The organism is Lichenihabitans psoromatis, from assembly GCF_004323635.1.
GTDB lineage: Bacteria > Pseudomonadota > Alphaproteobacteria > Rhizobiales > Beijerinckiaceae > Lichenihabitans > Lichenihabitans psoromatis.
The window spans coordinates 2,864,311-2,877,569 of record NZ_CP036515.1 but is presented as its reverse complement, the minus strand read 5'-3'; the positions used below and the strand labels follow the sequence as shown (position 1 = coordinate 2,877,569).

Here is a 13,259-nt window from a genome sequence, read left to right as displayed (position 1 = left end):
TTAATATAAACTTGTTGGAGCGAACGCAATGGCTGAGATCACGAAAATTGCTTTGGAGGAACACGTCCTCGACGCCGGACAAGATCCCTATTTTCGGATGTTGGCGGGACCGAATGACCACTTCGGCAGTGCCGCCATGACGGCCGTGATGGCTCGGTTGACTGACGTCGATACGGGGCGTCTGGCCGATATGGACGCGCTTGGCATCAGAACCGCCATTCTGTCTTACTACAACGGCGGCAGTCCCCAACTCGATCCGGACCGCGTCCGCGCCGTGATGATGGCCCAGCGCCTCAACGCTTTTCTAGCAGAGCGGATTGCCGCCCATCCCGACCGCTTCATGGGGTGGGCGACGCTGGCCATGCAGGACGTTCCAGCGTCCATTGCCGAATTGCGGCGGTGCATGACGATCCCCGGCTTTGCAGGCGCTTTGATCAACGGCCAAACACAGGGGGACTATCTCGACCTTCCGAAATATCTTCCGTTTTGGGAAGCGGTGGCTGAGCTCGACGTCCCCATCTATTTGCACCCCGGCATCCTGACCCCTGAAGCCGCCAAGGCTTACGAGGGCTATCCTGGCCTCGCGGGACCGGGCTGGGGCTGGGGTGCCGATACGGGACTTCACGCGCTTCGGCTCATCTTCAGTGGTCTGTTTGACCGTTTCCCCAACCTCACCCTTATCCTCGGCCATATGGGAGAGCTCATTCCGTTCCATCTCGATCGCGCCGATCAGATTTGGATGCAGACGGGGGCACAGTCACCGAAACTACCGATTTCGCATTACGTCGCGAAGAACATGATGGTGACGACGAGCGGCAACCTCTCCGCAGTGTCGTTGATCGGCACGACGCTGGCGATCGGTGCCGACCGCATTCTTTACGCGACCGATTATCCGCTAGCCCTGGCAGAGAGGTTCACGGCGGCTGTCGAGAATAGCCCGCTCAGTGCCGCGGACCGTGAAAAGATCTTCCACGGCAATGCACGCAAACTCTTCCGCCTCTAAACCAGTCCACCCGTAACAGGCATTCGCGGAAATGGATAACCGACCTTCGACAATCGTTTGCTCTTTGGTGGGCGGCCCGATCAGAGGCATTTAAAGATTCCAGGTCTGGCGGCCCAAGAGTGCGGCTCCTGGCAAAAGCGACGCCCTATCGACAACAAACTGTCTACTTGACAATATGCTGTCAACTTATAGATCGAGGGGGTGAGCCAAGCGCCCCTGCCCCGACCCGACGACTCTGACCGGCCGAGGCGAGCCCTGACGGGTCTCGTGATTGAACTCTTCCGTTTGAACGGCGACCTGCTGGCCGCAGGCGATACGCTGGTTGGCGATCTCGGACTGACCAGCGCACGCTGGCAGGTGCTCGGTGCGATCGCGCTCTCGCCGACGCTCCTGCCGGTCGCTCACATCGCTCGCAACATGGGCCTGACGCGTCAAGCTGTGCAACGGCTGGTCGACGAGATGAACGCCGACGGGCTGGTCCGCCTCGAACTCAATCCACACCATCGTCGCGCGCACCTCGTGGTGATGACAGAGCGGGGCCAGCTCGCCTATGCGGCCGCGATCGAGCGGCAGGAACGGTGGTTCGACGGCTTGGCCGCAGATTTGTCGGCCGAGGAGATCGAGGCCGCGGCCGCGCTGCTCCGGACGCTTCAGACGCGCTTGGACGGGCACCTCCAAAGACCGAGCGCGGCTGCCAACATCTCCAAGCAAGGAACCTGATCATGCCTGCCAGCCAAGACATGCCGGCCTACGATGTCGACGTGATCGTCATCGGCGCCGGCCCCGTCGGCTTGACGACGGGATGTGCCCTTCGCCACCATGGTGTCGCCTGCCTGCTGTTGGAGGAACGCACCGAACAGCGAGCCTACTCGCGCGCCAACAATCTTTGGGCGCGGCCGCAGGAACTGCTGGCCAGCGTTGGCCTCCGCGACCTCATCGCCGAGCGGGCCTATGCGATCGATCAGATCAACTTCTTCATGAATGGCATCCCGACGACTCCGATCCAGATCGACGACGTTGCGAGCCCCTACCCGCAGGTTCTCTACAGTGGGCAGGACGTGATCGAAAGCACGCTGACCGCGACGTTCACGGCGCGCGGCGGGAAGTTGGTGCGGGGTTGTAAAGTGGTCGACATCTCGTCTGACGAGACGGGCGTGACAGTCACGACCAAGCGCGGGGATGACGGCTCGGAGGAGCGGCGGCGCTGTCGCTATGTCGTTGCGGCGGATGGCGCCCGGAGCACTGTCCGGCCCATCATTGGTCTCGATTTCAAGACCGAGAAATTGAAAGACTGTATGAATCGACAGGCCGACGCCAAACTGTCGTGGCGCCGATCGATGGCACCGGACCAGCTGTGGTTCTTCTACTACAAGCGGGGATTCTGCGGCGTCATGCCGGTTTGGGGCGGGTACCACAGGCTGTTCTTCCTGGCTGACGACGCGGGCGTTCCCGACCGCGACCCGACGCTCGATGAGATCCAGGCGATCGCCCGCGAGGTCACGGGCGACGAGACCCTCACGCTGACTGACCCACAGTGGCTGACCCACAGCCGCTTCCAGTATGGCGTATCACCGGGCTATGCCAGCGGCCGCGTTTTTCTGGCGGGCGACGCCGGGCACCTCTCCCTGCCGATTGGCGGACAGGGCATGAACGCTGGGCTGCACGATGCGGTCGAAATCGCTTGGCGGCTTGCGATGACGATGCGAGGCGAGGCTGCATCGGTGGTCCTTGACTCCTATGACGGCGAACGCGGGGGTGAACACGCCCGCCTTAGCGACCAACAAGCCAAGGGCTTCCGGCGCACCGTGTATCGCGGGCCCGTCATGGACGCCGCACTCGGGCTCGCCGCCAAGGCGATACCCGGAATCGGTTCACTCCTTCAAGGAACCGATGACCTTCAGCAGATGTCAGTCAGTTATCCGAAGAGCTTGCTGAATGCGGACGATCTCGCCGGATTAGACCAGCTTCTGCAGCGAGGCACGAAGCCGGGCGAGCGGGCCCCTGACGCGGAAGTCACGCATCGCGGCGAGACGACGACGCTCTTCCGCTTCCTCTACAACCCCGACGGATGCACGACGGGCTGGGCACTCCTGTGTTTCGATGGCCGTTCGTCCGACGCGCAGAGCGTTCTTCTCGATGCGATCCGGGCCGTGGCACCGTGGAAAAACGTCCGGCCACGTTTGGTGCTCGCCGCGGCCTTGTTTGGCAATAAGGATATCCCTGTCTTGTCCGACCTCGACAGCAAGGCGCACGCCGCCTACGGGCTCGGGGGAAAGCCGGTCCTTGTGCTTGTCCGTCCAGACGGACACGTGGCTTTTCGCGGGCCCGCCGATCGGCCAAAGCTTCTCACGGCCTATTGCGCGCATGTGTTCGCTGCTCGTGACCTCGACGTCGTGAAGGCGGACTAGCGCGACGCAGGCCGCCGGATGCGACCGACGGCGCGCCGGCCGCACGGGCGGGAGCCATTTCAACATCTTCGATCAGGACCGCGTCTGGGGCCTGTTTGGACGTCGACCAAGGCCACCGATTTCGACCGCGACGCCTGGACGTCTCAGTAGGGATTGCCGTCCTTGTGCGTGAAACGCCATGTCCCGTCTGGGCCCAATACTGCCTGGAGATCGTCAACAGGGTAGCTCACGGCGTCGGCGCTCGTTCGATCCCCAATCTCAAGGATGACGCAATCAACAGTTGATCGATTTTCGAGGTGATGCGCCGTCCCCGATGCTGGAAAGCCGGCAACCATCCCAGGCGAAAGCTCTGTTTCGCCTGCATCTGTGATCAAGGTCGGAGTTCCTTCGAGGATGTAGACGAATTCATCCTGACGAGAATGTTGATGGTGCAAGGCCGAAACGGCACCAGGAGGCAATCGCGTTAGGTTCACTCCGAAGTTGATCAGCCCAAACACGTCTCCTAACGGTCGCTTGACCCGCCCTGCCATGAGAGAAGCAAAAGGCTCGGGATAGTTGCTGGGCTTGATGCGAGCCGGAGCGTCTTCAGCCAAGAGAGCGGCAGGCGTCCTCGTCATGTCAAGACGTCTCCACGAGAGTCGAACCAACAACGCGGGCATTCGGCCGACAGTAGCCCGTCAAGGCTGCTCGAGAAAGCTGTCGTCCTAACTCCATGACACCACAGCCGTTGACGGTTGAGGCACCTGCAGGCGGACCTATCCATCGCCGCACAGTCAGAGGTGCAGTCAAGCCCGCTCCGGGCCCTGCTTGCTCGCCAAGCCGACGGCTCGCGCGACCGCGTCAGGCCGGATGGCGCGAGCCCTCGGATGGAACGCGATTTGCATTCTGTCGAGATGACAGTGAGCTGGTCGCATGATGATGTCCGCGTTGTTTCATCGCCTCGATGCGTGTGAACAGAAGGCCGAGGCGCATGACGTCGTCGGAGCTCTGGCGCTTGCGCTGGGATTTAGCTTCTTCTCTTACGCGGTGCCAAGCCTGGGAGCGGAGGGAGCCAATTCAGCTGGGATGCTGATGACCAATTACCCCCAAGGCTGGCAGGACCGTTACCAAGCAAAACAATATCAAGTCGAAGACCCGGTCTTAGTGCAAGGGCATCGGAACCTTCGTCCGTTTGCCTGGGGTGGCGGGGACTATCTCAAGACCATCGGTCCGAACGAACGGCGGTTGTTCATCGAGGCGCAGGCGTTCGGAATTGTGAGCGGCTTCGCCGTCCCGGTTCACGGCCCGGGACGAACCTGCGGGCTTTTTTCAGTTGCCGGGCCGGAACAACAACCTCACGCGCCCGATGTCGGCCACTCGGATTTTCATGCCTTGCTGGCCATCGCACAGGCCGTTCATAGCAAATTCGTTCGCTGGCAAACCGAATGCGCGACCTTAACGGATGTTCGATTGTCGGAACACGAGCGCCTGTGCCTTTTGTGGACCACACAGGGCAAGACGACCTGGGAGGTGGCGCAGATCATCGGCCGCAGCAAGGCCACGGTCGATTTTCACCTACGCCGGGCCGCTGCCAAGCTCGGCGCCGTCAACAAGGTGCATGCGGCCTTTAAGGCCAGGGAACTCGATCTCTTGTGACCACGAGGCGATCCGGTCAATCGAGCATCATGGTCATGCCGGCGTGCTTTTTCAGGAAGCCGAGCACGGCAGGATGGTACCGCTCCGCCGCATCCCAAAACGGCATGTGTCCGGAGTTGCGGAAAATCACGATCTCCGACTGCGGCAGATGCTCCCACATGAGCCGTGCATATTCGGGCAGAAGATAGTCCCACTCGCTGGTCGTCACCAAGGTCGGGATCGTGATGCGCGGCAGATCGTTCATGCGATCCCAATCGCGCAGGTTTCCCGAGCAGTTGTAGAAGTGAGGGCCGAACATGGCCTTGAACGGTCTTGTGCCGATCACCTCAGGCCGCATGGCCGCCAGCACCGGCTCGGGCCACTCGTCCATCCGCAGCATATGGCGGTACATCAGCAACGTGCGGGCCGCGAGATATTCGGGATGTTCGACCGTTCCTTCGGCCTCGCGCATGGCCATCATGCGGGCGGTGTCCGACCCCAGCGCCTGCTTGCAGCGATCGAAGCCGCGGATCAGGTGCGGCATGCTGGCAGCGCTGTTCCCAATCACGAACGCCCGCACGCGAGCGAGATGCGCAAGGCAATATTCGATGCCCAACATGCCGCCCCACGAATTACCGAGCAGGAAGAATCTGTCCCAGCCGAGTTGCTCGCGCACCGCCTCGACCTCAGCGACAAAGCGATCGACCTGCCACAGCGCGGGATCGTCCGGCCGGTCCGAGGCGCCGCAGCCGAGTTGATCCCAGCTTACGACGTCGAACCCCTCGTCCGCATAATGCTTGTGAGCGCCGTAAACGTAGCTGCATGGCACACCCGGGCCGCCGTGCAGGATGAGGAGCGGCACGCCGCCTTCACCCGATCGGTAGCAAGCCAGATGGTTGTCGCCGAAGCGCAGGGAGAAGTCGGTCATGCGGTCAATCCTCTCGGAAGCTCGGGCGTTTCTTCGGCAAAATGGCAGGCCACGAGACGAGCGCCGTTGAGCAGGCGGGGGGTCGGCGCCTCGACATGGCAGCGGTCGGCCGCCATCGGGCAGCGCGGAGCAAACCGGCACGCGTCGCGAACGTTGGTCGCGGTCGGCACCTCGCCTCGCAGCACCTCGCGGCGCCGACTTCTTAGCCGAGGATGAGCGACCGGCACCGCTTCGAGCAACAAGCGAGTGTAGGGATGGCGCGGCCGCCGCAGCACATCGCGCGATGGGCCGATCTCGACGATAGCGCCAAGGTACATCACGGCGACGCGGTGGCTGAGATAGGCCACGGTGCCGATGTCATGCGAGATGAACAGGTAGGAGAGGCCGCGCTGCGCCTGGAGATCGGCCATCAGGTTCAGGACCTGAGCACGCACCGAAACGTCGAGCGCCGACACTGGTTCGTCTGCGACGAGGATTTGCGGCGCCACGGCGAGCGCCCGCGCGATAGCGATACGCTGGCGTTGACCGCCCGAAAATTCATGCGGAAACCGGGGCAGTGACGACGTGGCGAGACCGACCTGATCGGCCAGTTCCTTCACCCGTGCGACGCGCTCCGCTCCTTTAGCGAGGCCGTGGATCAGCATTGGCTCGGCAATCAGATCGCTGGCCCGCATGCGCGGGTTGAGAGACGCGTAGGGATCCTGAAAGATCATCTGCACCTTGCGCCGATAGGCCAGGACCTCGCTCGACAACAGGGTGTCGACGCGTTGCCCGTCGACCAGCACGGATCCAGAGGTCGGGGGCATCATGCGCATGACGAGACGCGCTAGGGTCGACTTGCCACACCCGCTTTCCCCGACAAGCCCCAGCGTTTCGCCGGGTTGAACGAAGAAGCTGACGTCGTCAACCGCCCGGACCGGCGCTTCCGCCTTGCCGAATAGACCGCCGCGATGAGGAAATTCCTTGCACAGCTTGTCGAGGATCAGGGCCGGCTGCGGCGCGACCACGGATGAGCCATTCACGATGCACGCTCCCAACACGCGACCGCGTGGGCGGCGTCGAGCGTCGTCATCGGAGGCATTTCGACCGCGCAGCGCGGTGTGACGAGGGGGCAGCGCGGAACGAAGGGGCACCCCTGCGGGCGTTCTGACGGAGACGGCACGCTGCCCGGCAGTTCGGCCAGCCGGCTGCGATCCGGCGTGTCGGCAACCAGCAGGTCGAGTCGGGGCACCGCCGCCAACAACCCCTCGGTATAGGGATGCCGCGGCGCATTGAAGAGCGTCAGGCAATCCGCGATCTCGACGACATGCCCGGCATAGAGCACTGCGATGCGGTCGGCCATCTCGGCCACGACGCCGAGATCGTGGGTGATCAGCAGGATCGCGGTCCCGAGGCGTTCCTTGATGTCCAGCATCAGATCGATGATCTGGGCCTGGATGCTCACATCGAGCGCCGTCGTCGGCTCGTCGGCGATGATGAGGTCCGGCTCGCACGCGAGCGCCATGGCGATCATGACCCGCTGCCGCATGCCGCCCGACAATTGGTGCGGATATTGCCGCATCCGTCGAGCGGGCTGCGTCATACCGACGAGGGTGAGGAGGTCGAGCGCGCGGGCGGTCGCTTCAGCACGGCTCGCACCGCGATGGAACTCGAGCCCCTCCGTCAATTGCCGACCAACCGTCAACACCGGATTGAGCGAGGTCATGGGTTCCTGGAACACCATGGATATGCGGCTTCCGCGCGTCCGGACGCGTTGGCGGTGCGACTGTTCGAGCAGGTCTTCGCTCCCGAGCATGATCCGCCCGGCCGTCACCTGCCCCTCGGGCGGCAGCAGGCCCATGATCGAAAGGGCCGTCAGCGACTTGCCGCTGCCGGATTCGCCGACGAGCGCCAGGGTCTCTCCTTTGCGCAGATCGAACGAGACGTCGTCGAGCGCGATGACACGCGACGATCCACTGCCGAAGGCGACATTCAGATTCTCGACGATGAGCAGATCGGTCGCGACCAGCATGGCGGTGCTGTCCATCGGCTAATGCGTCCTCTGCCGCTGGCGCGGATCGAGCAAGTCGCGCACCCCGTCGCCGAACAGGTTGAAAGCCATCACGGTGATGAAGATCGCAACACCGGGCCCGATGACGAGCCAAGGGTCACGCGTGATGTAGTTGCGCCCCGTCGACAGCATCAGGCCCCATTCGGGCGTGGGCGGTTGGGCGCCAAGCCCCAGAAAGCTCAGCGCCGCAGCCGACAAGACCGCCGCCGAGAAGCCCAGCGACGCGACCACGATCATCGGCGCCAGCACGTTTGGCAGCAGGTGGCACACCACGACGCGGACGTGACTTGCGCCGACCACCCGGGCCGCGTCCACATAGGGCTTTTGTCGCTCCGACAACACGACCCCGTAAGTAACGCGAGCGTAGTAGGGAATGGCGCTGATGCCGACAGCGATCATGGCGTTGGTGAGGTTGGGACCGAGAAAGGCCACCAGCCCCAAGGCAATGAGAACATCCGGAAATGTGTAGAGGAGGTCGATGGTCCGCATGAGCAGGCCGCCGAATAACCCGCCGGCGTAGGCTGCGGTGGCGCCGATCGCGACCCCGCAGAGCAGCCCGATGCCAACCGCAACGAGGCCGATATAGAGCGTGTCGCGCGCCCCGAAGATCACCCGGCTGAGAATATCCCGACCGAACTCGTCGGTCCCGAGAAGAAACCTGACCCCAGGCGCAGCAAGCCGCCGCCCGGCGCCAATTCGATCCGGATCGAACGGCGCGAGCAGCGGGGCGCAGAGCGCGACTAAGACGACGAAGAACACGATGCCGCCCCCGATCATGAATGAGCGGGACCGCAGCATGCGGCGCAGCAGGAGCCTGCGCGGCGAAGCCGGCGATACGACCGGCACGGGCGAGCTTTCGGCCCAGGGCGCGACGACGCTCATTGGACAGAAATCCGCGGGTCGAGCCATGCGTAGGCAATATCGAGCAGCACGGACATCACCACGATGATCGTCGCGAACAGCAGGATGAAACCCTGAATCAGCGGATAGTCGCGATAGTTGATCGCCTGAATGGCAAGTCGACCGAGCCCGTTCCAGCTGAACACGTTCTCGACCACGACCGCGCCGCCCATGAGATAGCCGAACACGACGCCGATGATCGTCACGACGCTGATCATGGCGGGCCGCAACGCGTGGCGAAACATGACCAGAGATTCGGGCAGACCCTTGGCGCGGGCGGTGCGGATGAAATCCTCCGCAAACACCTCGATCATGGCCGAGCGCGTCATGCGGGCGATGATGGCCATATAGGTGACGCCAAGCGTCACGGCCGGCAGGATCATGCTCTTCCAGTCTTCGCCCGCGACCGGCAGCCAGCCGAGCGTCATGGAGAACAACAGCACCAGCATAAGGCCGAGCCAAAAGTTCGGCACCGACACGCCGACAACCGCGAAGGCCATCAAGGCGCTGTCGGCCCAACTTCCCTTTTTGTAGGCGGCAAAAAACCCGAGTGGCATGCCGAAGCCGATCGCGATCGCAAGTCCGGCAAAGGCAAGCGCGAATGTGTTGGGCAGGCGCTCCAACAACAGCTTGCCGACCGGTTCGCTGCCGAAGATGGAGCGGCCCATGTCGCCCGTGAGGAGGCGGCCCATGTAGTGGAAATATTGCTGCCAGAGCGGCAGATCGAGTCCCAGCATATGCCGCATGGCGGCGAGTTGCTCGGGGGTGGGCGAGGAATTTTGCGCCATCATCATGGCCACGGGGTCGCCGGGGATCAAATGGATCAGCATGCAGACGAGAAAGCTCGAGATGATCAGAGTGACGAGCGCCGAGAACAAGCGGCGCAGGATAAAGCGCGTCATGCTGCTGCTCCCTGAGGGGAGCAGCAGGGCCGAACCGGGGCGACGATCGGGCCGCGTCTCATCTCTCGGCCGCGCCTCGCGAGCGGCGGGAGCTTAGGCCATCGACGCATCGACGCTAGACCGCCCGTCACGGCAGCTTCACGTCGTTGAACAGCGGCATGACATTGTAGCCCTGTTTGAAGCCGGTCACGGTGCTCTTGCTTGTGGCAAGCCAGAACCATCCAGGCGTGAACAGCGGCACCTCATAGGCATTGACGAGCAGAAATTTCTGGATGTCGAGGATCTTGGCTTCGCGTTCAGCGCCAGAGAGTGCCCGCTGATCGACCAGCATCTTTTGCAAAACCGGGTCGTCGATGCCCTGCCCCGCATAGCCTGGCGGCTGGAACAGGAACACGAGATAATCCGGATCGGGGCCCGACATGCCCATGGTCCAGATCGCCGGTGTTCCGGTCGTCTCCTTGTTCTTGCCCGACATATAGTCGACCCAGGTCGCGAATTGACGCTGCTCGATCTTGACGTTGATGCCGACGGCCGCGAGTTGCTGCTGCATCACGACATCCGACTCGTCCCATCCCTGCAGCGGCGAGACCGACAAGGTGATGTCGAGCGGATGATCGGGGCCGTAGCCAACCTCCTTCAGCAATTGTTTGGCCTTATCGGGATCGTAGGCGGTGGCCCATTCGGCGCATTTCTTCGGGTCGTAACCAAGCAGGCCCGGCGCCACCGGGCATGGCGAGGCCTGAACGAGGCCGTTGAACCCGATATCGACCATGGAGTCGCGGTCGAGCGCATAGCCGATGGCGCGGCGGACCCGCACATCGTTCAGGGGTGGGATCTTGGCCGTGAAGCCCACATAGGCGAGTTGCCCGGTGCGGCCGGCGCCCGTGTAGACCGTATAATTTTTGTCCTTGGCGAGGTCGGCCGCATCCTGAAGCGAGGGCTCCGCGAAGGTCACTTCGCCGGTCTTGAGCGCCGCCATTCGGGAGGGCCCCTCGGGGATGACCCGAAAAATCAGGCGCTGGGCGTAGGGCGCGCCGGGGTTGTCGACCAACGGGTTGACGTTGACGTATGCAGGGTTACGGGCAAGCACGAGCCGATCGTTACGGACCCATTCGACGAATTTCCAAGGCCCGGTGCCGACCGGCTTAACATCGCTTCCCTGGATCGTGGCCGGGCACATCATCAAGGCCTGCGCGCTGCCGAGGAACGTGGTCAGCGGCGAATAGGGCTTCGACAGCTTGACCGTGAGAACGTCGCCGTTGACCTCCGTGCTCGTGATGCTGCCATAGGACGAGGCGTTCGAACTGCCTGTCTTCGGGTCGATGGCGCGATCGATGTTCCACTTGGCGGCCTTGGCGTCGAAGGTGGTGCCGTCATGGCACTTGATGTTGGGCCGCATCGTGAACGTGAAGGTCATGTTGTCGGCGCTGGCCGTGTAGCTGGCCGCGAGCCCGCCCGACACCTTGCCCTTGTCGTCGAGGTTGAGCAGGTTATCGTAGATCTGCTGCATCACCTGAAACGAGATCGTAGTTGAAACCCGCGCCACGTCCAAGCTGTCGGCATCTTGGGACCGGGCGAAGATGATGTCGCCAGGGTCGGCGGCAGCGGGCCGAAGCGAGAGCCCGGAGCCGGCCAGAAGCGTCGAGGCAAGAACGGCGTGTCGGATGGAACGCTTCATCAAGCAGGATCCTTCTTCAAGTCGCGTCACAATGGACGTCAGGCCACCGGCAGGCCGCCCCCGCTCTCGGGTCATCGTGGCGCGTCGTCCTTCCGCATCTCTAGGCAAGCACCATGCCGACCGCTTGGGCACTAGCAAGATTGCTAGTTCGCACCATCGTCGGGCCGCTTGCGCTTGCAGGAGAGCGCACAGGCGGCGCATGGCGGTTGAGACCGCAAGGGAGATCGGCCATGCCGACGATCGTGAGCGGAACCCGGACGGAAATCCTCTCTGTCGACCATCGCCGCAACGGTCGATCAGGCGACAGCGACCAGGCCGGCTGGACGCTGTAATGTCATCGCCAGCCATCCAACGAACGTCCGCAGGAGACCACGATGCATGAATGGCTACCGGAAGCCGTCCGCTACGCAGAACAGTGGCTTGGCTATCAGATGCGGTCGAACGAGCAGCCCGGCTGCGTGCTGGCCGTCGTTGACGGGGGCGACCTTGTGTTGGAGCGCGCCTTCGGCATTGCCGACATCGCCACTGGAACGCCGCTGACGCCCGCGCATCGGTTTCGTGTCGCGTCGCATTCAAAGACTTTCACGGCTGCGGCGATCATGAAGCTGCACGAGGCAGGACGATTGCACCTCGACGACCCGATCGGCACGCATGTCGCCGATCTTTCGCCCGACGTCGCCGCCGTTACGATCAGCCAATTGCTCTCGCATACGGCCGGATTGCTGCGCGATGGCATCAGAGCCGTTCACTGGCAGGATCGCCAGCCTTTCTTGGATGCGGCGGCCCTGCGCGCCGAACTCGCGGAACCCCTCACGCTCCCAGCGAATAGCCGGCAGAAATATTCCAACGTCGGGTTCGGGCTACTCGGCCTCGCGATCGAAGCCATCACCGGGGAGGCGTATGGCGCCTGGATCGCCCGCGAGATCGTCGCGCCGTCCGGCCTCGAAGCCACAACGCCGGATATGCCGGTGCCGGATGGCACGCCGATCGCCACAGGCCACAGTGGTACGCTGCCGTTCGGCCGGCGGCTCGCCATTCCGGGCCACAACCCGACCCAAGCGCTCGCCTCGGCCACCGGCTTCGTCAGCACGGCGGGCGACCTCGCCCGCTTCATCGGAAGCCTCGATCCGGACGCGGCCGTCAGCGTGCTCTCGCCCGCCAGCCGTCGGGAGATGACGCGGCGCCATTGGCGGGTGCCCGACGATAGCAGCGGCCGGCACTATGGGCTCGGCACGATCAGCGGCACCCGACAGGGGCACGATTGGTTCGGACATTCCGGCGCGTTCCAGGGCTTCATCAGCCGGACCGCCTGTGTGCCCGAATGGGGCGTGACGGTCTCGATCGTGACGAATAGCATCGATGGATTGGCAAACCCTTGGGTCGAGGGCGTGCTTGGCATCTTCCATCACTTCGCCCGGCACGGTGCGGCCGCCCCCGGTGTGGCCGACTGGACCGGCCGGTGGTGGACCTACTGGACTGCATTCGATCTCGTGCCGATGGGATCGACGGTGTTTGTGACCAGCCCGGCCCTGATGCATCCCTTTACCGACGCAAGCGAACTCACGGTCGCGAGCCCGACCGAAGCCCGTATCGCCCGGGCAAACGGCTTCGGAGCGCATGGCGAGGCGGCCCGACGGATCACGGATGCAGACGGAACCGCGATTGCACTCATGCTCGGCGGCACGGAACTGCTCCCCGAACGCGCGCTTGTCGTCGAAGTCGAAGAGCGCGTGAACCGCACGACGCCGACGCCCCAGCTCTGACCGGAAGGATTTG

General features: G+C 63.4%; 12 protein-coding genes. 5 read left to right on the top strand and 7 right to left on the bottom strand.

What is annotated here, in order from left to right; genetic code table 11:
- The first annotated feature begins 28 nt into the window (after nt 1-28).
- From EY713_RS13360 to EY713_RS13350, 3 genes are all read left to right on the top strand, one after another.
- Nucleotides 29-1,003 (top strand): amidohydrolase family protein, encoded by a 975-nt coding sequence (locus tag EY713_RS13360; protein WP_131115575.1) that lies wholly within the window; start codon nt 29-31, stop codon nt 1,001-1,003.
- 201 nt (nt 1,004-1,204) lie between these two features.
- On the top strand, nt 1,205-1,723 hold the full coding sequence (locus EY713_RS13355) for a MarR family winged helix-turn-helix transcriptional regulator (protein WP_245572719.1): 519 nt from the start codon (nt 1,205-1,207) through the stop codon (nt 1,721-1,723).
- 2 nt (nt 1,724-1,725) lie between these two features.
- The gene (locus EY713_RS13350) at nt 1,726-3,411 is read left to right on the top strand and encodes an FAD-dependent monooxygenase (protein WP_131115573.1); all 1,686 of its coding nucleotides are present in this window, start codon (nt 1,726-1,728) and stop codon (nt 3,409-3,411) included.
- Between the two features lie 143 nt (nt 3,412-3,554).
- Here EY713_RS13350 and EY713_RS13345 read toward each other — a convergent pair whose 3' ends face one another.
- Nucleotides 3,555-4,028, bottom strand: a complete 474-nt coding sequence (locus EY713_RS13345; protein ID WP_131115571.1) for a cupin domain-containing protein — start codon at nt 4,026-4,028, stop codon at nt 3,555-3,557.
- A 295-nt stretch (nt 4,029-4,323) separates the two neighbouring features.
- On the opposite strand from EY713_RS13345, the gene EY713_RS13340 reads away from it, so the two are divergent.
- Nucleotides 4,324-5,046, top strand: coding sequence for a helix-turn-helix transcriptional regulator (locus EY713_RS13340; protein WP_131115569.1), 723 nt, complete (start codon nt 4,324-4,326; stop codon nt 5,044-5,046).
- 16 nt (nt 5,047-5,062) lie between these two features.
- Here the strand turns inward: EY713_RS13340 and EY713_RS13335 are convergent, their stop codons facing one another.
- The 6 genes from EY713_RS13335 to EY713_RS13310 form a co-directional block, all read right to left on the bottom strand.
- Nucleotides 5,063-5,953, bottom strand: coding sequence for a proline iminopeptidase-family hydrolase (locus EY713_RS13335; RefSeq protein ID WP_131115567.1), 891 nt, complete (start codon nt 5,951-5,953; stop codon nt 5,063-5,065).
- Complete coding sequence (locus EY713_RS13330; RefSeq protein ID WP_245572718.1) at nt 5,950-6,975, bottom strand: ABC transporter ATP-binding protein; 1,026 nt, start codon at nt 6,973-6,975, stop codon at nt 5,950-5,952. Before EY713_RS13330 ends, EY713_RS13335 begins: the two co-directional genes overlap by 4 nt.
- Nucleotides 6,972-7,979, bottom strand: a complete 1,008-nt coding sequence (locus EY713_RS13325) for an ABC transporter ATP-binding protein (RefSeq protein ID WP_245572717.1) — start codon at nt 7,977-7,979, stop codon at nt 6,972-6,974. Before EY713_RS13325 ends, EY713_RS13330 begins: the two co-directional genes overlap by 4 nt.
- A 3-nt stretch (nt 7,980-7,982) precedes the next feature.
- Entirely contained in the window at nt 7,983-8,885 is a 903-nt protein-coding gene (locus EY713_RS13320) for an ABC transporter permease (RefSeq protein ID WP_165491130.1), read from the bottom strand.
- Nucleotides 8,882-9,805, bottom strand: a complete 924-nt coding sequence (locus EY713_RS13315) for an ABC transporter permease (RefSeq protein WP_131115562.1) — start codon at nt 9,803-9,805, stop codon at nt 8,882-8,884. Before EY713_RS13315 ends, EY713_RS13320 begins: the two co-directional genes overlap by 4 nt.
- A gap of 127 nt (nt 9,806-9,932) precedes the next feature.
- Nucleotides 9,933-11,483, bottom strand: coding sequence for an ABC transporter substrate-binding protein (locus EY713_RS13310; RefSeq protein WP_165491129.1), 1,551 nt, complete (start codon nt 11,481-11,483; stop codon nt 9,933-9,935).
- Nucleotides 11,484-11,857: 374 nt separating this feature from the next.
- Between EY713_RS13310 and EY713_RS13305 the strand changes: the two genes are divergently transcribed.
- The gene (locus EY713_RS13305; RefSeq protein WP_131115558.1) at nt 11,858-13,246 is read left to right on the top strand and encodes a serine hydrolase domain-containing protein; all 1,389 of its coding nucleotides are present in this window, start codon (nt 11,858-11,860) and stop codon (nt 13,244-13,246) included.
- Nucleotides 13,247-13,259 lie beyond the last annotated feature (13 nt).